Genomic DNA, 24,594 nt, shown 5'->3' on the forward strand with positions numbered 1-24,594 from the left:
TTTAGCTATCCAATGCGTCGCGAATCTCACGAATAAAGGTTTCTAGTGATTGTACCGCCTGACCATGGGGTGCATCCTCCAATAAGCGAATAATGCGGCTGCCGATCACTACAGCATCGGCGCTAGCGGATACAGCCTTGGCACTGGCAGCATCGCTAATACCAAAGCCCACTGCGATCGGAATATCGGTTTCCCCGCGAATTTTAGGAAGGATACTAGCCACATCTTGGGTATTCAGATGGGATGCTCCAGTAACTCCGCGCATTGATACGTAATAAATGTAGCCTGAAGCGATTTTTGCAGCCTCTTTAATGCGATCATGAGAGGAAGTTGGTGCCAACAAAAAGATGGGGTCGATACCCGCTGCCCGCATACGTGCAGCAAAATCTACGCACTCCTCCGGTGGGTAGTCAACTACTAATACACCATCCACACCGGCTGCTTTTGCCTCGCTCGCAAATCGCTCAGAGCCCATTTGCTCAACTGGATTGGCATAACCCATCAACACCACCGGAGTCTTTGTATCCGTCTTACGAAATTCTTTAACCATTTCCAAGCATGAGTGCAATGACACACCTTGTGCTAACGCACGTTCAGATGATCTTTGGATCACAGGACCATCTGCCATTGGATCAGAAAATGGCACGCCTAACTCGATTACGCTCGATCCACCACGCACCAATGCATGCATGAGTTCGACAGTCAGTTTTGGATCTGGGTCACCCGCCGTAATAAAAGGAATCAATCCTTTTTTGCCTGTGGCTTTAAGCTCTTTAAATAATGCGGTAATTTTTGACATAAGGAAGTTTCTTTTTTTCTTTTTGTTTTTCTTTTTTTGTTTTTGCTTGTATTGACCTTAGCCATTAACCTTCAGAGCCAGTTGCCTGTGCCACAGTATGCATATCCTTATCACCGCGACCGGATAGGTTTACTAAGATAGTCTTATCTTTTGGTAGTGTTTTAGCTAGCTTGCAAGCATGTGCAATAGCATGGGAGGATTCCAAAGCAGGAATGATCCCCTCAATACGGCAGCAATCATGGAAAGCCTGTAAAGCCTCTTCATCGGTGATTGCAACATAATCAGCACGCCCTGAGTCCTTCAACCAAGCATGTTCAGGACCAACACCTGGATAGTCCATACCAGCAGATACAGAGTGCGTCTCAGAAATTTGACCGTTCTCATCTTGCAATAAGTAGGTGCGATTACCATGCAGAACACCAGGCTTACCAACGCAAAGAGCTGCAGAATGCAAGCCGCTGGTCAAGCCATGCCCTGCTGCTTCAACACCAATTAATTTGACGTTGGGTACATCGATGTAGGGATAAAAAATACCCATTGCATTTGAACCACCACCCACGCATGCCAAAACGTAATCAGGTTGGTTGCCGGTCATCTCTGGCATTTGTACCTTGCACTCTTCACCAATGACACTTTGAAAATCGCGTACCATCATTGGATAAGGATGGGGTCCTGCTACTGTGCCAATAATGTAGAAGGTGTTATCAACATTGGTAACCCAGTCGCGCATAGCTTCATTCAGTGCGTCTTTTAAAGTTTTGGTGCCAGACTCTACCGGTACAACTTTGGCTCCCAGCAATTTCATACGGAAGACATTTTGCGCTTGGCGCGCTACGTCAACGGAGCCCTGATAAACAGTGCAATCTAAGCCAAAACGAGCGCAAATTGTTGCAGTCGCAACACCATGCTGCCCTGCGCCTGTTTCGGCAATAATGCGTGGTTTACCCATGCGCTTTGCCAGCATTGCTTGGCCAATCACATTATTAATTTTGTGGGCGCCTGTATGGTTTAAGTCTTCACGCTTGAGATAAATTTGCGCACCACCCAACATTTCACTCCAACGCTTTGCGTGATAGATGGGAGAAGGACGGCCAACGAAGTGTTTTAACTCGTAATGAAACTCTTCCAGAAATTCGGGATCATGCTGATACTTTGCATAAGCTTCTTTAAGCTCATCTAACGCATACATCAATGTCTCGGAAACGAACACACCACCATAAGGACCGAAGTGTCCTCGAGCATCTGGCTTGTCGTACATATTTACCTCTTTTGATTTATTTACAGCAATCTATTGGGGAGATGTTTTAGCATCAGCAGCGCGCACAGCCTTAACAAATTGAGTCATGAGCGCGGCATCTTTGACACCCTTGCTGCTTTCAACGCCACTACTGACGTCAACCGCACAAGGATGAAGGCGAGCAATCGCCTCGCCCACGTTGTGCGCGTTCAATCCACCACTCAAAACGACCCGAGGCGCGTTTTCGCTTACCCATGTCTGTGGAATCCCCTGCCAATCAAAAGGAACGCCTCCGCCACCGTAGCCCTCTACTAGGGCGTCCAGCAGAAAAGCGTCTGCATCCCTATATTGTAGGGAAAAATCGTCAAATGCGAACTGCTTCCCAATGCGTGCAGCCTTCATCCAAGGCTCGTTTTGGGCTATTTGGGCGCATCTTTCCGGCGTCTCATCGCCATGAAACTGCCAAAGGGTAATTGGAGCGGCTGCACGAATAGCTGCAATTTCCTCGTCAGTAGCATTAACCAGCAAGCCAACCGCATCTATTCCAGCAGGAAGCCGAGCAATAAGCTGGGCGGCAATATTGGGGGTTACGGCACGTACACTAGGTGGGTAAAACACAAAGCCGACGGCATCTACGCCTGCACTGACCGCTGCATCAATATCAGCTGAGGTGCGTAAACCACAGATTTTGACCCTTGTGCGACCAGGTGAGTATGTCAGTAAGCCCATGGGTCAATGATAAGGCTTAAGCCCCAATCAAGCTGTCTGGCAGCCAAGAGTTTTTCAACCAAGGGCTTGGGATACCAAACTCCTCGGGATAGGTAATTTTGGCTAAATACAGCCCATCCGGCATAAATGTGGGGGCTGCCATTTGACGATCTTTTGCGGCTAGCACTTCTGCCATCCACTCAGGCTTTCTTTTTCCTCGACCAATCATCAAAAATGAGCCAACTAAATTACGGACCATATGGTGCAAAAAAGCATTACCGCGTATTTTGAAATACAGCCAGGGTTCTTCAGAGACGATGTCAATGGAATACATCGTTTTAACCGGCGTTTTACTTTGACACTCTGATGATCTAAACGAGCTGAAATCATGCTCACCGATAAGACAAGTCGCAGCTTCACGCATCGCATCAACATCAAACCATATATCGGGAGGCAACATCACATAACCCGCTCTCTCATTCATCATCGGCGAACTGCACGGACCTGCATGCAATGCATAGATGTACGTGCGCTCGCTTGCGCTAAAGCGCGCACTAAATTCTTCCGAGACTTCGGTAGCCCAGTTCACCACAATCGACTTTGGCAAATAGGAGTTAACCCCCCTCACCCAAGAGAACATCTCACGTTCCACGTGTGTATCAAAATGCACTACCTGACCTAAAGCGTGAACACCAGCATCTGTTCTACCTGCCGTAATCGTTTGAATAGGCCCATCTTTGCTAGCCGCCTCCCCAATAAATCCAGCGATTGCCTTTTCGAGTTCGCCCTGAATGGTGGCGTGCTTAGGCTGAAGCTGCCAGCCTGAATACGGGCTACCGTCGTATTGAAGACCCAGCGCGATTCGCATTGCCCGTCTTAGGATTGACGATGTGCAAGTTCCGACAACAAGCCCTGGGCTTCAATCGTAATTGCCGGATCAACTGTATTACTCACTTGCAATACTTCCTCAAGTGATTTCTTGGCGGCAGAAAAATCCTCAATGGTAATGTAAGCACGTGCAAGATTGAGCTTGACACGCAATGTGTCAGCCAAAGGATTTGAGATTGGCTCTAATAATTTCTCTGAGCTTTGCTGAACAGGTGCTACAGGTTTTGATAAATCCAAATCAATTCCCGCAAATAAGGCTTTTGCACGTTCAGGTATTTCAAATGCTGATGAGCTAGTATTCGCTTGAGCTGGTGATGAAATAGGAGGCTCGATCCCCTCATGTATTGGGCTTTCAGAACGACGAGCGTGACGAGCCAATCCCCACAACAATAATCCAGCAAGAACTATCAGAGCAATAGCTAAAATGGTCAATCTAAATCCACCAAAAGCAAAATTATTATCGACCGCTTTTTTCTCTTTAGATCTATCAAGCAAGTGTTGCAAGTCAGCAATATTTTTCTCCAACTCAGCCACGCGCACTTTGGCTAGCTCTAATTCTTTCTCTTGGGCAACTAGATTTTCGGCATAGAGACGCTCTTGGTCACTACCTTCAGCGCTAGACCCAATCTTCAGACGATCCTGGGCGGATGTATCCGCTGACTTATTCGCAAGAGATTTATCACCGCTTTGACCTGTTTTAGCTTCATGCTCAGAACGCCACTCTTCATTTGCTTGCGCTACAAATTGATTTGCTTCTGCAGGGCTGATCGAACGCAACAGCGCTTGACTAGGTCTATTAAGCTCAGTACCTGCGGCTAAGCGGTTGATGCTACCACTGGCAAATGCATCTGGATTAGCCTTGTATAACGCCATGATGGTTTGATCAAGTGTTGCCCCTTCCAATTGTGGAGTCATCAAAGCAGCTATTTCGGATAGGGTTTGGCCAGGCTTTACAAGCACCTTCTGCGCATCACCCACTAACAAGGTGAACGTCTTTGTAATGCTACCGCTAGACCATGAGAGATTTACTAGCACATCCAAAAATGGATCATCTGTAATCGGTACAGAATTGACTGTCTCTACTAAGACCATCAATTGTTCTTGGCGATTTCGGTAGACCATCGCCTGCGGATTTAAATCCAATATTTTTTGCGAAGCGCCAGTGCGCTCATAGACAACTTGATTAGGCAGCATCACCTTTAAAGACTCTAAAGCACTCAGCTCATCTGCATTGATCCGAATCGGAATCTCAACGCGCAGTGGCTCACCGGGACGAGATTGCAACTGAGGCGACCCAAAAGAGACCGCCCATGCTGAAGAGGCCCAACCGAGCCATACAAAGCAAAGTGCTTTTAGAAAGCCAATTTGAGTCTTGTGCGACATTAACGTAATTAATTTTCTAGCAAAATGCGAAGCATGCGGCGCAAAGGTTCAGCCGCACCCCACAACAACTGGTCGCCAACCGTAAATGCGCCAAGGTACTCGGGTCCCATTGCCAATTTATGGAGGCGTCCAATAGGGACTGTTAAAGTGCCGCTCACCGCTGCAGGCGATAAATCACGCTCAGTAGTTTCGCGATCATTGGGAACGACTTTCACCCATTGATTGTCATTCGCCAAAATGGTTTCGATTTCTTTGAGTGGAATATCTTTCTTCAGCTTTACTGTGAGGCCTTGTGAGTGGCAACGCATTGCGCCGACACGAACACATAAGCCATCAATAGGAATACTGCCCGGAGTGCGGAATGCGGGACGGCCAAGAATCTTATTAAACTCAGCACCGCCTTTCCACTCTTCTTTAGTTTGGCCGTTTTCTACAGGCACATCGATCCATGGAATTAAGCTGCCAGCTAAAGCGGTATTACGGAAATTCTTTTTCGGAAAATCCGCAGAGCGCAATGTTTCAGTTACCTTGCGATCGATATCCAAGATCCATGAAGAAGGATCGGCTAATTCGGCGGCAACGCTATCACGCAGTGCGCCCATTTGCAAAAGCAACTCGCGCATATTCTGCGCACCGGCGCCAGAAGCGGCCTGATATGTCATGGCACTAATCCACTCAACCATATCCGCCTTAACGAGACCACCCATAGCCATCATCATCAAGCTTACTGTGCAGTTGCTTCCAATCCAGTTCTTGCCACCAGCAGCTAAGGCTTTATCAATTACAGGTCGATTTACCGGATCCAAGATTAATACCGCATCATCTTTCATGCGCAATGCGCTAGCAGCATCAATCCAATGGCCTTTCCAGCCTGCAGCGCGCAGCTTAGGGAAAATTTCATTGGTGTAATCACCGCCCTGACAAGTCAGAATAATGTCGCAACGAGCCAATGCCTTAATGTCATTCGCATCTTGAAGGGTGCTTTCACTCTTAGTTACTTTTTGACCATTCAATAACGGAACTTCTCCACCAGCTTGACTGGTGCTAAAAAAAACTGGTTCGATTAGATCGAAATCTTTTTCAGCAAGCATACGCTCCATCAGAACGCTACCAACCATTCCACGCCAGCCAACTAAACCTACCAAAGGTGTTTTTGTATTTGCCATGATCATCAACTATTTAGTGAATGTGATTACTTTCGAACTGCTCCGTTGTTATTTCCAGTTAACCGCTTATCCTAATGCCGCTACTACTGCATCACCCATCTCTGCCGTTGACACTTTTTTCGTGCCCTCAGTGTAGATATCCGCAGTACGTAAACCTTGCGCCAATACTTTCTGAACCGCTTTCTCAATACGATCTGCATCAGGAGGCATTCCTAATGAATAACGCAACATCATGGCTGCAGACAAAATCGTTGCCAAAGGATTTGCGATTCCTTTGCCAGCGATATCGGGAGCGGAACCATGACTAGGCTCATACAAACCCTTGTTGTTCTTATCTAAAGATGCAGAAGGCAACATACCGATTGAACCTGTCAACATGGCTGCCTCATCTGACAATATGTCACCAAAAATATTGCCGGTCACAACAACATCAAATGCTTTTGGTGCTTTCACGAGCTGCATTGCGGCGTTATCTACATACATATGAGAAAGCTCTACATCTGGATAATCTTTTGATACCCGAATCATGACTTCGCGCCACAACTGGGATGTTTCCAGCACATTTGCCTTATCAACACTACATACCTTCTTGCCACGTTTTTGCGCCGCTTCAAATGCAACGCGTCCAATACGCTCTACTTCAGGCTCGCTATAGTGCATTGTGTCAAAGCCCTCACGCGCCCCTTTAAACAAAGGTAACTCAGAAGAACGAATACCGCGTGGCTGACCGAAGTAAATATCGCCATTGAGCTCACGCACAATCAGAATATCGAGACCGCCAATAATTTCTGGTTTCAGGCTAGAAGCCGCAGTCAATTCTGGATAGCAAATCGCAGGCCTAAAGTTAGCGAACAACTCCAGATGTTTGCGCAAACCTAAGATCGCTTGTTCGGGACGTAATTCACGTGCGAGTGAGTCATATTTCCAATCACCAACTGCGCCAAATAAAATCGCATCAGCCTTCTTAGCTAACTCAAGCGTGGCTGGCGGCAAAGGATGTCCAGCTACATCATAGGCAGCACCACCTACAGGAGCTTCTTCCAGATCAAACTTTGGGCCGAGCGCTTTGAGAACGCGAACGGCTTGAGCAACGATTTCCGGGCCGATCCCATCGCCCGGGAGAACTGCAATTTTCATGAACAGGCCTTTAAATCAATAAATTATGGCAACTGGGTTGCCAGCCAAGGCATCTTCAAAATGCGCTCAGCTTCAAAAGCCTTAATTTTATCTGCATGGCGCAGAGTTAAGCCAATATCGTCCAAACCGTTCAGGAGGCAATATTTTCTAAATGGAGCTACCTCAAAGCTATAGGCGGTGCCATCAGGGGTAATGACCTGCTGTGCTTCCAAGTCAATTGTGAGCTGATATCCACTAAAAGCCATGGTCTCATTAAAGAGATGGTCCACTTGAATCTCGCTCAAAACGATAGGCAAAAGACCATTCTTAAAGCAGTTGTTATAGAAAATATCTGCATAGCTAGGCGCAATAAGCGCTCTAAAGCCGAATTGATCCAAAGCCCAAGGAGCATGTTCGCGAGAGCTACCGCAGCCAAAGTTCTTGCGTGCTAACAAAATGCCAGCACCTTTGTAGCGCGGCTGATTTAGAACAAAATCGGGATTCACGGGACGTTTGCTGCAATCTTGGCCAGGTTCACCATGATCAAGATAACGCCACTCATCAAATAAGTTTTGGCCAAAGCCAGTTTTCTTAATCGACTTTAAAAACTGTTTCGGAATAATTGCGTCGGTATCCACATTCTCACGATTGAGCGGAGCAACTAGTCCTTTGTATACCGTAAATTTTTCCATGATTCTAACTTCGCTAAATATTTAATCTAAATCTTTTTACTTCACAGGAGTAACAACGACATCTTTACCCTGAGTCTGAGATTGATTTTGTTGAGTTGTATTTGCGCCAGAGCCACCCATCGCATTACCCATGGTTTGCAAATCTTTTCCCATACCCTCGAGGGTGCTAGTGCAAGCTGCAATCACCAACCCAATGATTCCAACAATAGCCAATCTAGCAATTAAGGAAACTGGAGAAAATTTCATTGAATTACCCTTAAGAAATCTTACGAACATCTACAAAGTGACCTTCAATAGCTGCAGCTGCAGCCATTGCAGGACTCACTAAGTGAGTACGGCCACCATTACCTTGGCGACCTTCAAAGTTACGATTAGAGGTTGATGCACAACGCTCTCCTGGCTCAAGGCGGTCAGCATTCATTGCCAAGCACATTGAACACCCAGGCTCACGCCACTCAAATCCAGCGGCCTTAAAAATACGATCCAAGCCTTCGCGCTCTGCTTGAGCTTTTACCAAACCAGAACCTGGAACAACTAATGCAAGCTTGATATTGGGCGCTACTTTTTTGCCAATACGATCAACCACTTTTGCAGCAGCACGAATATCTTCAATACGACTATTGGTGCATGAACCAATAAACACTTTATCAACTGAGATACTACTCAGCGGTGTATTTGGAGTGAGATCCATATATTCCAAAGCACGTTCAATCGCTGAACGTTTATTAGGGTCGCGCTCTTTTTCTGGGTCTGGAACACGATCGCTAATAGAGAGAACCATCTCTGGCGATGTACCCCAAGTTACTTGCGGAGCAATCTCTTCGGCACGCAACTCAACAACCGCATCGAATTTTGCATCAGCATCTGAGTGCAAGGTTCTCCAATATTGCAAAGCTTGCAATAAGGCAGGTCCCTTAGGCGCATAAGGACGACCTTGAATATATTCAATCGTTGTCTCATCTACGGCAACCAAACCGGAACGAGCACCCGCTTCAATTGCCATATTGCAGATGGTCATCCGACCTTCCATAGAGAGATTACGAATAGCTTCACCTGCAAATTCAATGGTGTAACCCGTGCCACCAGCTGTACCAATCTTGCCAATCACAGCTAAGACGATATCTTTTGCAGTAGCACCTGGTTGTAAGCGACCATCTACGCGCACCAACATATTCTTGCTCTTTTTCATAAGCAATGTTTGTGTAGCGAGAACGTGCTCGACCTCCGATGTGCCAATACCAAACGCTAAGGCACCAAATGCACCATGCGTGCTTGTATGCGAATCACCGCATACCACCGTCATTCCCGGCAAAGTTGCGCCCTGCTCTGGCCCAATCACATGAACAATACCCTGGCGGGTATCATTCATCTTGTATTGGGTGATCCCAAATGCGTCACAGTTTTGATCCAAAGTATCTACTTGCAACTTGGAAATAGGATCAGTAATTCCTTGACTCCGATCAGTCGTTGGCACATTGTGATCAGAAACAGCCAAGTTGGCAGAGATGCGCCAAACAGGACGGCCAGCCAGATTCAGACCTTCAAATGCCTGAGGGCTGGTTACCTCGTGCAGCAATTGACGATCAATATAGATCGTGGCTGTGCCATCCTCTTCAGAGTAAACAACGTGGTCATCCCACAATTTGTCATAAAGCGTACGAGACATGAGAGACCTTAAAACCTTTATTTACGAGCAGAAATATCTGGAACCTTGCGTGAAGTTTCGCCAACGTACAGCTGACGTGGACGTCCGATCTTATACTCAGGATCAGTAATCATCTCTTCCCACTGAGCAATCCAGCCCACCGTTCTTGCCAAAGCAAAGATACAAGTGAACATTTCAGTTGGAATGCCAAGTGCGCGCTGAACGATACCAGAATAGAAGTCAACGTTTGGATAGAGCTTACGGCTTACAAAGTAGTCGTCTTCCAACGCAATCTTCTCAAGAGTCATTGCTAGCTTGAACAATGGATCATCTTGCAAACCAAGTTCGCTCAATACTTCATAGCAAGTTTCACGCATCAATTTAGCGCGTGGATCGAAGTTCTTATATACACGGTGACCAAAGCCCATCAAGCGAACGCCTGAATTCTTATCTTTTACTTGCGCGATGAATTCATGAATCTTATCAACGCCACCCTTAGCTTGAATTTCATTCAGCATTTGCAAGCAAGCTTCGTTTGCGCCTCCGTGTGCAGGACCCCATAAGCAAGCGATACCAGCAGAAATCGCGGCAAATGGATTAGTGCCTGAGGAACCGCACAAGCGTACAGTTGAAGTTGAAGCATTTTGCTCATGGTCTGCATGCAATGTAAAGATGCGATCCAAAGCGCGGACCAATACTGGGTTTACCTTGTACTCCTCGCATGGCGTTGCGAACATCATGCGCATAAAGTTTGCTGTGTAAGACAAAGAGTTATCTGGGTAGATAAACGGTTGTCCAACTGAATATTTATATGCCATCGCTACCAAAGTTGGCATCTTCGCAATCAAGCGAATTTGCGCCACTTCACGCGCATATGGATCGCTATAGTCGATTTCATCATGGTAGAAAGCAGCCATCGCACCAACCAAGCCAGTCAATACAGACATTGGGTGGGCATCACGACGGAAGCCTCGCAAGAAGAATTGCATCTGTTCATGAACCATGGTGTGGTGCATGACCATGTTTTCAAAGTCTTTCTTCTCTTTACCATTTGGCAGTTCGCCATTGATCAAGAGGTAGCAAACCTCCAAGAAGTCGCACTTGCCTGCCAAATCCTCAATTGGGTATCCACGATAAAGCAACTCACCCTTATCGCCGTCAATGTAGGTAATTTTGCTATTGCATGACGCAGTAGAAAGGAAGCCGGAATCGTAAGTGAACTTACCGGTCTGACCATAAAGCTTACGAATGTCGATTACATCCGGACCAACAGTCCCTTTGTAAATTGGCAGATCAATATCTGGGGTGCCATCCGAAAACGAGAGTTTTGCCTTGATGTCCGATTCAATCATTTCTAATCCTTAGTCATTCAAAATTATGATTACTTCACTATTCGATCACACGCTTGCACTACTACTGCGACTACATACTGAGTTATTTCTCTCTCAGCCTTTGTAATACCTTTTTAAAGGAGTCGGACTGCATCTCCTTTTCCAATTCAGCCACAGAATCTTTTCGAGCGATCAATAAATCCATCAAATCGTTGTCATCCAAGGCCAATAACTGGCTTAATACTTTTCCATCTTCCACGCTTAACTGATCGCCGTAACGAGCAAAGAAACGTTGCAGAATTAAATCATTCTCAAGCAACCCCCTGCGGGCATCACTCTTTAAACGATAAAACTCTGCATTTCCGAGGGTCATACTGCCCTACGAACCATCAACTCCTTAATCTTGCCAATCGCCTTCGTTGGATTCAAATGCTTAGGACATACATCCACGCAATTCATGATGGTGTGGCAACGGAATAAACGGTACGGATCCTCAAGATTATCCAAACGCTTAGAGGTCTCCTCATCACGACTATCAGCAATAAAGCGATATGCCTGCAATAAACCAGCCGGACCTACAAACTTATCTGGATTCCACCAGAAAGATGGGCATGAAGTTGAGCAAGATGCGCACAAGATGCACTCATACAAGCCATTTAACTCTTCACGCTCTTCAGGACTCTGAAGACGCTCTTTTTCTGGGGGTGGATTGTCATTTACCAAGTAAGGCTTGATCGACAAGTATTGCTTAAAGAACAAAGTCATGTCGACGATCAAATCGCGCACAACTGGCAAACCAGGTAATGGGCGCAAAGTAATAACCTTAGGCAAAGTCAACATATTGGTCAAGCAAGCTAAACCATTCTTACCGTTAATGTTCATTGCGTCTGAACCGCACACGCCTTCACGGCATGAGCGACGATATGAAATAGATTCGTCTTGTTTCTTCAAAGAAATCAAAGCATCTAACAACATGCGCTCACCAGTCAGCTCTAACTCATAACGCTGCATGCGTGGAGCTGCATCGACATCTGGGTCGTAACGGTAGATTTCAAATATACGGGTATCGCTCATCTTCTATCTCTCTTGCTTAGAAAGTACGTTCTTTTGGAGGAACTGAATCAACAGTCAATGGTTTTAGCTGAACTGGTTTGTAGTCCAAACGGTTACCTTCGCTGTACCAAAGAGTGTGCTTCATCCAGTTGTCGTCATCACGATGTGGGTGATCATCATGAGAGTGAGCACCACGGCTTTCTTTACGAGCCGCCGCCGAGGTCATCGTTGCGTTTGCAGTCTCAACCAAGTTGGCAACTTCCAAAGCTTCGATACGCGCGGTATTGAAAATCTCAGACTTATCTTTAACCCACAAGTGCTTAGCGCGCTCTGTCAACTTCGCCATTTGACGAACACCTTCATCCATCAGCTCTTGGTTACGGAACACGCCTGCATATTTCTGCATGCACTTACGAATATCGTTAGCAACGTCCTGTGCATACTCGCCAGAAGTAGAGCTATCCAACTTCGCAATACGCTCCATTGTTTGCTGACCAGCATTCTTAGGCAATGGCTTGAACTCACGATTCTTGAGATCCAGACTCACGATGTGATTGCCAGCTGCGCGACCAAATACCAAGAGGTCGAGCAGTGAGTTTGTTCCCAAACGGTTTGCGCCGTGCACTGAAACACATGAGCACTCACCAATTGCATACAAGCCATTAATCACTTCATTGTGCTTACCATTAGCTGGCACAACTACTTGACCATTGATGTTGGTTGGAATGCCACCCATCTGATAGTGAATAGTTGGCACAACAGGAATTGGCTCTTTGGTTACGTCAACGTTCGCAAAGTTAATACCAATCTCATATACGGAAGGCAAACGCTTCATGATCGTATCAGCGCCAATGTGCGTCAAATCAAGCACAACATAATCGCCATTCGGACCACAACCGCGCCCTTCTTTAATCTCTTGGTCCATCGAGCGCGATACAAAGTCACGCGGAGCCAAATCTTTCAGGGTTGGTGCATAGCGTTCCATGAAACGCTCGCCATCCTTGTTACGCAAAATACCGCCTTCACCACGGCAACCTTCTGTCAACAACACACCCGCACCAGCTACGCCAGTTGGGTGGAATTGCCAGAACTCCATATCCTCCAATGGAATACCTGCACGCGCTGCAAGACCCATACCGTCGCCAGTGTTAATAAACGCATTAGTAGATGCGTCCCAAATACGACCCGCACCACCAGTAGCCAACATCACAATCTTGGCTTCCAAGATATAAACCTGACCAGTTTCCATTTCGAGAGCGGTTACACCGACTACATCGCCCTCATCATCACGAATGAGGTCAAGCGCTAACCACTCCACGAAGAAGTTAGTCTTCGCGCGGACATTACGTTGGTACAGGGTGTGCAACATTGCATGGCCAGTACGGTCTGCAGCAGCACAGGCACGCTGCACTGGCTTCTCGCCATAGTTTGCTGTGTGGCCACCGAACGGACGCTGATAAATCGTGCCATCAGGATTGCGGTCAAACGGCATACCAAAGTGCTCTAACTCATAAACCACTTTTGGAGCTTCGCGACACATAAATTCGATTACGTCTTGGTCACCTAACCAGTCAGAACCTTTGATAGTGTCGTAAAAGTGATAGTGCCAATTGTCTTCACTCATATTGCCTAGAGAAGCGCCGATACCACCCTGCGCTGCAACTGTATGTGAACGTGTTGGGAATACCTTGCTTAATACAGCAACATTCAAGCCAGCTTCTGCTAACTGCAATGAAGCACGCATACCTGAACCACCCGCACCAACAATCACCGCATCAAAACGGCGGCGTGGCAATGATTTTTGAATTGCAGTCATCGAATTACACTTTCCACAAAATTTGAACGGCATATGCCGCACACGCTACGAGATACAAAACAGTCAACACTTGAAGTGTCAAACGAATACCAACTGGCTTGATGTAGTCCATCCAAATATCGCGCACACCAATCCATGCGTGATAGAAAAGACTAAACAAAGCCAAAAGTGTTAACAGCTTCATTAGCTGATTGCTAAACAGGCCAGACCAGCCCTCGTATGTAGCGCTGCCGGTAACGCAATAATCCACGAGCAATACAACGGTGAATACCACCATCACGATTGCAGTAACGCGTTGAATAATCCATTCTTTGAGGCCGTAATGCGCGCCTACTACTAAGCGCTTTGGTCCAATTTGATAGATAGGCATGAAATTTCCTTAATGAAGAAACGCTTAATACAAGCCGAATAATTTAAGACCAACTACCGCAGTCAAAGCCAAGCCAACAACCAAGACAATGATTGCTGAACGATTAGACTCAGACTTCTCTACTCCGATCTCAAGATCGAGCAAGAGGTAACGAATGCCAGCGCAGAAGTGGTGCAAGAAACACCAGATCAAACCCAAGCAAATAATTTTTACCAAGATATTGCCTGTGACTGCTTGGAATTTTTGGTAGCTCAATTCAGAAGCAAGACTTTGATCAAAGAGATACAAAATAAACGGCAATAAGAGGAACAAAACTGCTCCGCTAATACGGTGAAGAATGGAAACTTTACCTGCCCAAGGAAGGCGGTATTTCACCAACTGGGCTAGACCAATATTTCGATAAACCGGTCTATCTTTTTTTACGTTTTGCTGTGCATCAACCATGGGCAATCTCTATCTTTCGGTGGAGGTTCAGTTTGATTTTGTTGTGTCGCAACATATTCTATTGGAAACCTTGGGTATGGTGGGGGCTTTTAAGGGTTTATAAGGGTTAAAAAGGGGTTTTACGGATAAGTTCAGTTCAAGCGATTCTCGTAATGCTGCTCAGAAGTGTCGTATCTTGCGTGCCGAATTTCTACTGGTTTATTCCCGTAGGTAAATGCAACCCGCTCTACCGAGAGCAAAGGGGCGCCGACTGCAATTTGTAGGTGTTTAGCAAGATCCTCATCAGCAGAAACCGCCTTGATCTTTTCTTCCGCCCGAACCATGTGGGTTGCGTACTGGCTTTCATAAAGCGCATAGACTGGGCCATGCCAATCGTTAAGAGCATCCAGGTCCAAACCTTTGAAGCGGCTGCCTGGAAGCCAAATCTCTTCAAAAACAACGGGTTGGCCTGCAAAAGTTTGAATACGATCAATGTAAATAACTGGGTCACCTGCCTTTAATTTAAGCAAATTAGCGACGTAATCTGTAGCCTTGGTTTGCTCGCAAGCTAAAAATTGACTAATCAGATGAAACTTTTCCCCTGAATCAGGAGCTAGGCGTAAGAAGCGGTACTGCCAATCATCCTCTTGGTGAGTGGCAACAAAGGTACCCTTCCCTTGACGTCTTACCAGTAGATTCTGGGCGGCTAACTCATCAATTGCCTTGCGAACTGTGCCTTGGCTTACCGCATATCGAGCCGCAAGCTCCATCTCGCTGGGGATAACCTCGCCAGGAAGCCACTCTCCCGCCTGCAGACTAGCCAAAATCATGGCTTTGATCTGCTCGTATAGAGGGCTAAATGAGGCGATAGGCAAATTTACTTCTGACAAATTCACTCCACAAGGACATCAATTGGATAAAATTCTGAGTAATTCTAGTCTTATATAAGACATCATTGACAGTGTAAAGGCAAAGTCCATACACTTGAATGGATAATAGAAAAGTTTTTATTAATCAACCCAATTAACCTTCCTCTGGAGTTATCAGCAATGGCAAAAGCCCCAATGCGTGTCGCCGTAACCGGTGCAGCCGGTCAAATCGGATATTCCCTTCTATTCCGCATCGCCAATGGCGACCTGTTAGGCAAAGATCAGCCTGTAATCCTGCAATTGCTCGAAATTCCCGATGAAAAAGCACAAAAAGCCTTGGCTGGCGTGATCATGGAGCTCGAAGACTGCGCATTCCCATTGCTGGCTGGCGTTACAGCGCACTCTGACCCATTAACCGCGTTTAAAGATATTGATGTTGCCCTCTTGGTTGGCGCACGCCCACGTGGTCCTGGCATGGAGCGCAAAGACTTGCTCTCTGCTAATGCGCAAATCTTTACCGCGCAAGGTAAAGCATTGAATGCCGTTGCTAAGAAAACAGTCAAAGTATTGGTTGTTGGCAATCCAGCAAACACCAATGCATACATCGCAATGAAATCTGCTCCAGATATTCCTGCGAAAAACTTTACAGCGATGTTGCGCCTCGATCACAACCGTGCACTTTCACAGTTGGCAACCAAGTTAAACAAACCCGTTGCTGGTATTGAGAAATTAGTTGTTTGGGGTAACCACAGCCCAACAATGTATCCAGACTACCGCTTTGCAACTGTTGATGGCAAGTCAGTAAAAGACGCTATCAATGATGCTGCGTGGAACAAAGATGTATTTATCCCAACTGTTGGTAAACGTGGTGCAGCGATTATTGATGCACGTGGCCTATCTTCCGCTGCTTCAGCAGCAAATGCGGCAATCGATCACATTCATGATTGGGTACTTGGCACAAATGGCAAATGGGTCACTATGGGTATTCCATCCAAAGGTGAATACGGTATTCCAGCTGAAGTGATTTATGGCTTCCCTGTAACTTGCGAAAACGGTGAGTACAAGATGGTTGAAGGCTTGGAGATCGATGAGTTCTCTCGTGAGCGCATGACTCACACCCTCAATGAATTGCTTGAAGAGCAAGCTGGTGTTAAACATTTGCTCCCTTAAATTACTAAGGAATATTGCATATGAAGAAGTCTCTTCTCACCATTAGCCTTGCGATCGCTTGCCTTGCAGGGGCAGCTAACGCGAGCGCTAATGAAGAAGTAATTACATGGACTTGCAGCGAAAGCAAGCAGTTCAAGACTACTGGCAATACCGAGAAAGTTCGCCTGACTTGGGAATCTAAAACTTATGATTTAGATCGCCAAACTTCTCTACCTGGTAGCTTGCGTTACAAAAATACAAACTCTGGTTTTGATTTAGTTGTATTAGGTAATAAAGCGATGCTTTTCAATATCAAGGTTGGAACACGTCTCGCTGATTTTTGTCAAACAGCGGAAATGAAAGCAGGAAAATTACCGCACTTGTTCGCCGGAGCAGAGCCGTTCGTACAGAACTAAGTTCTCTGATCATTTCATTAGCATCAAATAAAAAGCCGAGTGACCCTCGGCTTTTTTTCGTCTATTTTTATTACGAATGCTTCGTTGTTTCTCTTTAATGAAATAAAGGTTGTTGGGTTGGTGTATCTTCAGGCATTTCAGCATGCACTGCCTCTCCTGATCGATCTGGGAATAGTGGCGCACCACAGTCATCACAAAGCTCAGGATCAAATAACATGGCATGACGGAATACATCTTCCACGCCAGCGTCATGCAAGGCATCACAGATCTTTTTGATGGGGCTCTCATCATCAGATAAGTCATTTAGCGCATCGTTTGCTACGCTCTCACGGTCATACAAAGGCCAGATAACTCCATACATAACATCCGATGAGCCTTTTGCACTAAAGGAAATACGGTACTCATCCGCCTGCTCCTCACCAAAAGCACCCACGACACACGATAGCCCAGCAGGAAGAATACCTAAAGTGCTTTCTAAGAAGTTCACTGCAGCCCGAATGCTAAGTGGGCGAACATGCTTATCCGCTAGTCGGCAGTTCGTGAAATAAGCCTCAGGTAATAGCAACTCAAATTCACAGCCAGGCAACATAGAGGCAATGGGCTCTTGCATTGCGTTTTGCCAACCAATCAAACTAACGCCACGCTCCTGTCTAATAGGAGGCTCTTCTTGCCATTTAAAAATTGGGGAACCACTAGGCGCACTAATTGCAGCGACGATAAAACGCGGATCAGCCAATACGGCGATTGTTTCTGACATATTGCGTAACTCTAATTTGACATCTTTGCCAGAGATTGCGGCAGTAGCAAGCGCTTCTGTTAACACGCGAGTTTGGCAGTGCGAATGTGGCATTTGATCAATGCTATAGAGCCAAGGAATAATCGCGATACGGGTGTCTGTTGCAGCGATAGCGCTATGCAAAGCACTAGCAGTAGCTTCAACCATATTGGCAGGCAAAGGTCCAGAAGGAATTTGGTAACGAGTATGGGCGACAATTGGCATAGCCAATAACAATGCATCCCACTGCTGCCCTTCATGTTCCATTTTGAGAGACTCAGCCAAAGTTTCCGCAGTATCAGCTAGCACCTCAAACGCAACTGTATTAATGCGAAAGGTTTGGTCCAAAGCAGCATCAATTACATTCTGATTCTGGCTTTTTAATAAACGCATTAGGCGCACATTCAAACGCTCTTCCCAATACCGATCCTCAATCTGGCTACCTGAAGCGGCTAAGGAAATAGCATCGGCTACCAGCTTTTCTACTTCTGGCGAAGTGCGTTGAGACGGTTTAGTGCGGTGAACAGCCATTATTTTTTCTCCGCCCGCCTAAAGACAGGTTTTTCTGGTTTTGAGTCGGCAGCATAGTACTTGTAGCCATCCAAATTAAAGCCTTTTAAGTCTGCAGGATCGGTAATGCGATTTTCTACAACATAACGCGCCATCAGGCCACGTGCACGTTTTGCATAAAACGAGATAATCTTGTATTTACCATCTTTGGCATCTTGAAACACTGGAGAAATTACTGGGCAATCTAAATCTTTGGGCTGCAATACTTTGAAATACTCTTCAGAAGCCAAATTCAGTAATACGGGTTTCTTTTGTTTTTCGAGAACCTTTTTCAATGCATTCGTTACTCTACTGCCCCAAAATGAATATAAGTCTTTGCCACGCGCATTCTTAAATGGGGTGCCCATCTCTAAGCGATAGGCTTGCATTAAATCCAAAGGTCGCAAGGCACCATAAAGCCCGGACAAAATACGAATATGATCTTGCGCAAAATTGACTGCCTTGGCATCTAGAGTTTTGACATTAAACCCATCATAGACATCGCCATCAAAAGCATAAATAGCAGGCTTGCTGTTTTCTTCCGTGAACTTTTTTGACCAATCTCGGTAGCGCCCCACATTGAGCGTTGCCAGCTGATCAGACAAACCCATCAGCTTTGCCACATCCTGGGGTGCCAACTTCTTGAGGTCGGCGATTAACTTGGCAGACTCGGCAACAAACTCCGGTAGAGTTGGCGCCTTCACCTTTACAGGCGTCTTGTAATCTAAGGATTTAGCGGGTGAAAGTACGATCAGCATGGCACAATTTATATATGTATTGTTTCCATTCTAGCGACTGCCCACATTATTCGCCAAAAAGGCCTACGGAACACTTTTAGCTCCTTTTTTTGACCAGATGAATTCCACCCCAAAGCCTCCCACATTCCCTAGTCGCCTTCCCAAGGTGGGAACAACGATCTTTACTGTAATGTCAGCCCTGGCTGCTGAACATCAAGCCATCAATTTGGGTCAAGGCTTTCCAGATTTTCCTTGCGATCGCAAATTGATTGCAGACGTCAATGAGGCGATGCTAGCCGACCACAATCAATATCCTCCGATGATTGGGGTTCCCAATTTACGTCAGGGGATTGCAAATAAAATTCAACAACTATACGGACATCAATACAATCCTGATTCTGAAATCACCATCACTGCGGGTGGCACCCAGGGAATTTTGACCACCATTCTTGCATGCGTGAGCCCTGGTGATGAGGTAGTCATTATTGAACCGGCATATGACAGCTATAGACCATCCATTGAATTGGCTGGTGGAAAAGTGATTGCGGTTTCTCTTGAGGCTAAACGGGATAAGGATGGGAAAGTGGCTTCCTATCAAATTCCATGGGAAGCATTATCCAAAGCAATACATGCCAAGACGCGCCTCCTGATTATCAACACGCCCCACAATCCAACTGGAATGGTTTGGCAGAAATCAGACCTCGATCGTTTGGCGGACTTGCTAAAAAATACTTCGACATTAATCCTAAGTGATGAGGTCTACGAGCATATGGTGTATGACGGCGCGCGCCATCATAGCGTGGCCTCGCATCCAGAATTAGCGGCTCGCAGTTTTCTAATTTCGAGCTTTGGCAAAACCTATCATGTCACCGGCTGGAAAGTAGGCTACGTTGCCGCTCCAGCCCCACTAAGTGCCGAGTTTCGCAAGGTACATCAATTCAACGTATTCACTGTTAATACGCCAATGCAATATGGCTTAGCTACCTACCTGTCTGATGCGTCACATTACTTAAATCTGCCCGCTTTCTATCAAGCTAAGCGTGATTTTTTCAAAGCAGGATTAGAGAAGACGGCATTCAAATTGCTGCCAACACCCGGAACCTATTTTCAGTGTGTTGATTACACTGCGTTGGGTGTTCCTGAGGCAAAACTCAATGAAGCAGATTTTTGTAAATGGCTAACAACCGAAGTGGGTGTTGCTGCCATTCCAGTTTCCGCTTTCTATGAAGAGCCTACTGAGTCGGGTGTCATTCGCTTTTGTTTTGCTAAACAGGAACAAACACTTTCTTCTGCATTAAATCGTCTGCAAAAACTTTAATTATCTTTAATCACTTAAAAACTACAGAGAAACCCATGGCAATCAAGAAAAGTAAAAATAGCAATGTGATCGATGTTTATAGCTGGCCAACTCCAAACGGTCACAAGGTTCACATCATGCTAGAGGAATGTGGTTACAAATTAGGTCGTGACTGGTTGGCGCATCCGATTGATATTGGCGCAGGTGATCAATTCGATAAAGCATTTCTCAAAATTAGTCCAAACAATAAAATCCCTGCCTTGGTAGACCCTCATGGACCCGATGGCAAACCCATCAGCATTTTTGAATCTGGCGCAATCTTGCTCTACCTTGCCGCCAAAACTGGCAAGTTTCTTCCCAAAACCACCCGAGGCAAATACGAGGTTCTGCAGTGGTTAATGTTCCAAATGGGCGGACTTGGTCCAATGCTTGGTCAAAATCACCATTTCCGCATCTATGCCCCCGAAAAGATTAAATACGCTGTAGATCGTTATACGAATGAAGCCAAACGACTTTACGGGGTTCTAGATACCCAACTGAAAGATAATATGTACATTGCGGGTAAAACGTATTCGATTGCCGATATGGCGATTTTTCCTTGGACACGCAATTGGAAAAACCAAGGAATCGATATCAATGCCTATCCACATTTCAAGCGCTGGTTTGAAATGATTGGTAAGCGCCCAGCAGTAAAACGCGGTTGTGAAGTATTAACAGCATTACGCAAGCCTTTGCATGATGACAAGGCTAGAGAGCAGTTATTTGGTTCAACCCAGTATCAACGAAGGAAATAAGATGAAGATTCAATCAGTTGGCGTAATTGGAGCAGGCACCATGGGTAATGGGATTGCGCAGGTCTGTGCCGTTGCGGGACTCGATGTTGTTATGGTTGATATCAATGATGCTGCAGTTCAACGCGGCCTTGATCAAATCAGTAAGAGCTTAGATCGTCTAGTTAAGAAAGAAACACTCACAACAGAAGCAAAAGATGCAGCGCTTAAGCGAATTAAGGGCAGCACTTCTTACACAGACTTTAAAGGCCTTGGATTGGTAATTGAAGCAGCAACAGAAAACCAAGCGATCAAAGAAAAAATTCTGAAGCAAGTTGACGAGATTGTGAGCAAAGACACCATCATTGCTACCAACACTTCATCACTCTCTATTACTAAGCTTGCGGCCCTGGATTCTAACCCTACCCGCTTTATTGGCATGCACTTCTTTAACCCGCCTCCCTTGATGGCTTTGGTGGAAGTGATTCGTGGACTTCAAACTAGCGATAAGACACATGCTGCCATTATTGAAATGGCAAAGCGCGTTGGCAAAGAACCTATTACCGTGAAAAACTCTCCAGGGTTTGTTGTCAACCGCATATTATTGCCCATGATTAACGAGGCCTTCTTTGTTCTATCAGAGGGCTTGGCCAGTCCAGAAGACATTGATGCAGGTATGAAGCTGGGTTGCAATCAACCTATCGGCCCACTTGCTCTAGCAGATCTCATCGGCTTAGATACCTGTCTTGCAGTGATGGAGGTGTATTTTGAAAACTTTAGCGACTCAAAATACCGTCCTTGCCCACTCTTGCGCGAAATGGTTGCCGCTGGCTACCTGGGTCGCAAAACTGGACGCGGCGTATACACCTACGATAAATAACTCTCAACCAAATATATCAATAAATAGTCGTGAGCAATAATCCTATTTCCCCGCTAGTTCTTAAACTTGGTTATGCAGGCTTAATTCCCTTTATTGGCTTGGCTTTATTGGTTCAACTTGCACCAACACCCGTCAACTATTTAAGCGCTGAATCACTAGCGGGGTATGGCGCAGTGATCACCTCCTTTATGGGGGCATTACATTGGGGCGCCAATTTGCACAATTTAGGCAAATCATCAAGGGGCGATCGTTGGTTAGATCGCAACGCTTGGGTCTGGGGGGTTATTCCTGCTTTAGTAGCTTGGGTAGCCTTACACATATACATCCCGGTTGGCCTGTTAATCATGGCATCTACGCTAATTATTCAGCGTAATATTGATCAAAATACCTATCGCTACTATTTTGCAGACGAAGCTGTATGTGCAGCATTTATGACCATGCGAAATCGCCTGACATATGTCGCCGCCTTCTGTTTATCCTGGGCAGCCATCGTGATTTTATTTATTCAAGCTTGATCGATGAGCGGTCTTTTTGATAAGGCTCCACCGCCACCTCTCGCGGAAGCGTTACGCCCTACATCGATCGACCAAGTTATTGGACAAACCCATTTACTAGCGCCCAGCAAACCATTGAATCTGGCGTTTGCATCAGGCAAACCTCACTCTATGATTTTATGGGGACCGCCGGGCGTTGGAAAAACAACCTTAGCCCGCTTATCTGCCAAAGCATTTGATCGCGAATTCATTGCCATCTCGGCAGTATTGGCTGGCGTTAAAGAGATTCGAGAGGCGATTCAACAAGCAGAGCAAACCTTAGCGCAATCTGATAAACAAACTATTTTGTTCGTTGATGAAATTCATCGCTTTAATAAAAGCCAGCAAGATGCACTCCTGCCTCATGTGGAGTCGGGACTGTTTACCTTTATTGGTGCTACCACTGAGAACCCCTCTTTTGAGGTGAACTCAGCATTGCTCTCACGCGCACAGGTTTACGTTTTAAAGTCTTTGAATAAGACTGAGCTGCAACAACTATTTGAACGTGCGCATCAATTTTCAATGCCCGATGTTCAATTCGAGTCGGCAGCCATTGACACACTCATTCATCATGCTGATGGTGATGCCAGAAGATTACTCAATCTAGTTGAGCAAGTACGTAACGCAGTACTTGCACCAGACTCCAGTACCAAAATCGTTGACCAAACCTTTATTGAAAATGCGCTTTCCACACAGGCTAGACGATTTGATAAAGGTGGTGACCAGTTTTACGATCAAATTTCAGCACTGCATAAATCGGTGAGAGGTTCTGACCCTGACGCTTCTTTATATTGGTTGTGCCGCATGCTAGATGGTGGAGTGGATCCTCGCTATTTAGCTCGTCGCATCATTCGTATGGCGTGGGAAGATATTGGACTTGCAGATCCTCGCGCCATGCAACTTGCTAATGATGCAGCCCTCACCTATGAACGACTGGGGTCCCCTGAGGGTGAGCTAGCCCTTGGTCAAGCGGTGGTTTATCTTGCGGTAGCAGCTAAAAGCAATGCAAGTTACAAAGCATTCAATGCGGCGCGTGACTTTGTGGCAAACGACCAATCCAAACCCGTACCCATTCATTTACGTAATGCGCCCACTAAGCTAATGAAAGAGTTAGGTCACGGCAAAGAATATCGCTATGCTCATGATGAGCCTCATGCCTATGCTGCAGGTGAATCCTATCTACCAGAAGGAATGGCAGCACCCCATTGGTATGAACCCGTTGAGCGGGGTCTAGAGAGTCAAATTAAAGAAAAGATGGCTTTCTTGAGAAAGCTTGACGAAGAGCATCAGAAAAAATAACGGAGCTAGATCTGCAAATGTCCTCTAAGATACCCGCACATTTGTATTACGACATTATTTCTCCGTTTGCGTATTTATATATCAAGCAGCGTAAGCGACTAGAAGAGAAGCTTGAGATTATCCCTGTCCCGATACTGTTGGGTGGCCTTTTTAGAGCAACAGAAAACAAGGGGCCCGGTGAAGTTGCTGCTAAGCGCCCTCACACTTATCAGTTCTGCGTTTGGCAAGCGGAAAAGCTAGGCATTCCCTTTCGCTTTCCGGACCACCATCCATTTATGACTGTTGCACCTCAGCGTCTTTTGGTTCAAGAAAAAGCAGATTGGGCGATGGTTGAAAGAGCATTTGATTACATCTGGCTTGAAGGCAAAGACCCCAATCTTTCTTGGCCTGACTTTTGCGTTTACCTAGGCTTATCTCGGGACACACCAAAACCAGATGACGCTTCTGTTAAATCTCAACTCATTGCCAATACTGAAAAGGCGAAAGCGGATGGTGCCTTTGGAGTGCCTGCCTTGATCGTAAATCGACGCTGTTTTTGGGGTGTTGATACGATAGATTGGGTACTAGATTACCTCTCTCGCCCAGAAATGTTTGAGGAAGTCCCTTATACAAGAGCAGGCAACCTGCCAAATGGCCTAACCCCATAGAGCAATACAATAGGCTATCGCCGTTCATTAAAACCATGTCTCGTTT

27 protein-coding genes are annotated in these 24,594 nt (G+C 45.9%); 8 read left to right on the forward strand and 19 right to left on the reverse strand.

Annotated features, from left to right (window positions below; translation table 11 throughout):
• Position 1: 1 nt before the first annotated feature.
• The 17 genes from trpA to NHB35_RS06435 form a co-directional block, all read right to left on the reverse strand.
• The gene (trpA, locus tag NHB35_RS06355) at positions 2-799 is read right to left on the reverse strand and encodes a tryptophan synthase subunit alpha (RefSeq protein WP_353431545.1); all 798 of its coding nucleotides are present in this window, start codon (positions 797-799) and stop codon (positions 2-4) included.
• 64 nt (positions 800-863) lie between these two features.
• Positions 864-2,057, reverse strand: a complete 1,194-nt coding sequence (trpB, locus tag NHB35_RS06360) for a tryptophan synthase subunit beta (protein ID WP_353431546.1) — start codon at positions 2,055-2,057, stop codon at positions 864-866.
• 30 nt (positions 2,058-2,087) lie between these two features.
• The gene (locus tag NHB35_RS06365) at positions 2,088-2,765 is read right to left on the reverse strand and encodes a phosphoribosylanthranilate isomerase (RefSeq protein WP_353431547.1); all 678 of its coding nucleotides are present in this window, start codon (positions 2,763-2,765) and stop codon (positions 2,088-2,090) included.
• 16 nt (positions 2,766-2,781) lie between these two features.
• Positions 2,782-3,612 carry a tRNA pseudouridine(38-40) synthase TruA gene (gene truA, locus NHB35_RS06370; protein WP_353431548.1) on the reverse strand — a complete coding sequence of 277 codons (831 nt, stop codon included), beginning with the start codon at positions 3,610-3,612 and terminating at the stop codon, positions 2,782-2,784.
• Between the two features lie 8 nt (positions 3,613-3,620).
• Positions 3,621-5,015, reverse strand: a complete 1,395-nt coding sequence (locus tag NHB35_RS06375; protein WP_353431549.1) for a FimV/HubP family polar landmark protein — start codon at positions 5,013-5,015, stop codon at positions 3,621-3,623.
• 8 nt (positions 5,016-5,023) lie between these two features.
• Positions 5,024-6,181, reverse strand: a complete 1,158-nt coding sequence (asd, locus tag NHB35_RS06380) for an aspartate-semialdehyde dehydrogenase (RefSeq protein WP_353431550.1) — start codon at positions 6,179-6,181, stop codon at positions 5,024-5,026.
• A 66-nt stretch (positions 6,182-6,247) separates the two neighbouring features.
• Complete coding sequence (gene leuB, locus NHB35_RS06385) at positions 6,248-7,318, reverse strand: 3-isopropylmalate dehydrogenase (protein ID WP_353431551.1); 1,071 nt, start codon at positions 7,316-7,318, stop codon at positions 6,248-6,250.
• Positions 7,319-7,341: 23 nt separating this feature from the next.
• Positions 7,342-7,989, reverse strand: a complete 648-nt coding sequence (gene leuD, locus NHB35_RS06390) for a 3-isopropylmalate dehydratase small subunit (protein WP_353431552.1) — start codon at positions 7,987-7,989, stop codon at positions 7,342-7,344.
• 36 nt (positions 7,990-8,025) lie between these two features.
• A complete protein-coding gene (locus tag NHB35_RS06395; protein ID WP_353431553.1) occupies positions 8,026-8,235 on the reverse strand; it encodes a hypothetical protein in 210 nt (69 codons plus the stop codon).
• Between the two features lie 10 nt (positions 8,236-8,245).
• Positions 8,246-9,655 (reverse strand): 3-isopropylmalate dehydratase large subunit, encoded by a 1,410-nt coding sequence (gene leuC / locus NHB35_RS06400; protein WP_353431554.1) that lies wholly within the window; start codon positions 9,653-9,655, stop codon positions 8,246-8,248.
• Between the two features lie 17 nt (positions 9,656-9,672).
• The gene (gene gltA / locus NHB35_RS06405; protein WP_353431555.1) at positions 9,673-10,986 is read right to left on the reverse strand and encodes a citrate synthase; all 1,314 of its coding nucleotides are present in this window, start codon (positions 10,984-10,986) and stop codon (positions 9,673-9,675) included.
• A gap of 82 nt (positions 10,987-11,068) precedes the next feature.
• Complete coding sequence (locus tag NHB35_RS06410; protein WP_353431556.1) at positions 11,069-11,338, reverse strand: succinate dehydrogenase assembly factor 2; 270 nt, start codon at positions 11,336-11,338, stop codon at positions 11,069-11,071.
• Entirely contained in the window at positions 11,335-12,039 is a 705-nt protein-coding gene (locus NHB35_RS06415; RefSeq protein ID WP_353431557.1) for a succinate dehydrogenase iron-sulfur subunit, read from the reverse strand. Before NHB35_RS06415 ends, NHB35_RS06410 begins: the two co-directional genes overlap by 4 nt.
• Before the next feature lie 16 nt (positions 12,040-12,055).
• A complete protein-coding gene (gene sdhA / locus NHB35_RS06420; protein WP_353431558.1) occupies positions 12,056-13,834 on the reverse strand; it encodes a succinate dehydrogenase flavoprotein subunit in 1,779 nt (592 codons plus the stop codon).
• Between the two features lie 4 nt (positions 13,835-13,838).
• Complete coding sequence (sdhD, locus tag NHB35_RS06425; protein WP_215315464.1) at positions 13,839-14,204, reverse strand: succinate dehydrogenase, hydrophobic membrane anchor protein; 366 nt, start codon at positions 14,202-14,204, stop codon at positions 13,839-13,841.
• A gap of 24 nt (positions 14,205-14,228) precedes the next feature.
• Complete coding sequence (sdhC, locus tag NHB35_RS06430) at positions 14,229-14,648, reverse strand: succinate dehydrogenase, cytochrome b556 subunit (RefSeq protein WP_353431559.1); 420 nt, start codon at positions 14,646-14,648, stop codon at positions 14,229-14,231.
• Positions 14,649-14,779: 131 nt separating this feature from the next.
• Complete coding sequence (locus NHB35_RS06435) at positions 14,780-15,517, reverse strand: GntR family transcriptional regulator (RefSeq protein ID WP_353431560.1); 738 nt, start codon at positions 15,515-15,517, stop codon at positions 14,780-14,782.
• Between the two features lie 159 nt (positions 15,518-15,676).
• Here NHB35_RS06435 and NHB35_RS06440 point away from each other — a divergent pair, with 159 nt between their 5' ends.
• Together NHB35_RS06440 and NHB35_RS06445 are read left to right on the forward strand one after the other, a co-directional pair.
• Positions 15,677-16,666, forward strand: a complete 990-nt coding sequence (locus tag NHB35_RS06440; protein WP_353431561.1) for a malate dehydrogenase — start codon at positions 15,677-15,679, stop codon at positions 16,664-16,666.
• A gap of 20 nt (positions 16,667-16,686) precedes the next feature.
• A complete protein-coding gene (locus NHB35_RS06445; RefSeq protein ID WP_353431562.1) occupies positions 16,687-17,061 on the forward strand; it encodes a hypothetical protein in 375 nt (124 codons plus the stop codon).
• Between the two features lie 94 nt (positions 17,062-17,155).
• On the opposite strand, the gene NHB35_RS06450 is transcribed toward NHB35_RS06445, so the two are convergent.
• Together NHB35_RS06450 and yaaA are read right to left on the reverse strand one after the other, a co-directional pair.
• Positions 17,156-18,367, reverse strand: coding sequence for a DUF2863 family protein (locus NHB35_RS06450; RefSeq protein ID WP_353431563.1), 1,212 nt, complete (start codon positions 18,365-18,367; stop codon positions 17,156-17,158).
• A complete protein-coding gene (yaaA, locus tag NHB35_RS06455) occupies positions 18,367-19,143 on the reverse strand; it encodes a peroxide stress protein YaaA (RefSeq protein ID WP_353431564.1) in 777 nt (258 codons plus the stop codon). Before yaaA ends, NHB35_RS06450 begins: the two co-directional genes overlap by 1 nt.
• Positions 19,144-19,240: 97 nt before the next feature.
• Between yaaA and NHB35_RS06460 the strand changes: the two genes are divergently transcribed.
• The 6 genes from NHB35_RS06460 (at position 19,241) to NHB35_RS06485 (ending at position 24,548) form a co-directional block, all read left to right on the forward strand.
• Positions 19,241-20,440, forward strand: a complete 1,200-nt coding sequence (locus tag NHB35_RS06460) for a pyridoxal phosphate-dependent aminotransferase (RefSeq protein WP_353431565.1) — start codon at positions 19,241-19,243, stop codon at positions 20,438-20,440.
• Positions 20,441-20,505: 65 nt separating this feature from the next.
• Positions 20,506-21,213, forward strand: coding sequence for a glutathione binding-like protein (locus tag NHB35_RS06465; RefSeq protein WP_353433412.1), 708 nt, complete (start codon positions 20,506-20,508; stop codon positions 21,211-21,213).
• Position 21,214: 1 nt separating this feature from the next.
• Positions 21,215-22,069, forward strand: a complete 855-nt coding sequence (locus tag NHB35_RS06470; protein ID WP_353431566.1) for a 3-hydroxybutyryl-CoA dehydrogenase — start codon at positions 21,215-21,217, stop codon at positions 22,067-22,069.
• A gap of 29 nt (positions 22,070-22,098) precedes the next feature.
• A complete protein-coding gene (locus tag NHB35_RS06475) occupies positions 22,099-22,584 on the forward strand; it encodes a DUF3429 domain-containing protein (RefSeq protein WP_353431567.1) in 486 nt (161 codons plus the stop codon).
• 3 nt (positions 22,585-22,587) lie between these two features.
• Entirely contained in the window at positions 22,588-23,901 is a 1,314-nt protein-coding gene (locus NHB35_RS06480) for a replication-associated recombination protein A (protein WP_353431568.1), read from the forward strand.
• Positions 23,902-23,918: 17 nt separating this feature from the next.
• Positions 23,919-24,548 (forward strand): DsbA family protein, encoded by a 630-nt coding sequence (locus tag NHB35_RS06485; protein ID WP_353431569.1) that lies wholly within the window; start codon positions 23,919-23,921, stop codon positions 24,546-24,548.
• Positions 24,549-24,594 lie beyond the last annotated feature (46 nt).

It is taken from the genome of Polynucleobacter sp. MWH-UH23A (assembly GCF_040409805.1).
In the GTDB taxonomy this organism is placed as follows: Bacteria; Pseudomonadota; Gammaproteobacteria; order Burkholderiales; family Burkholderiaceae; genus Polynucleobacter.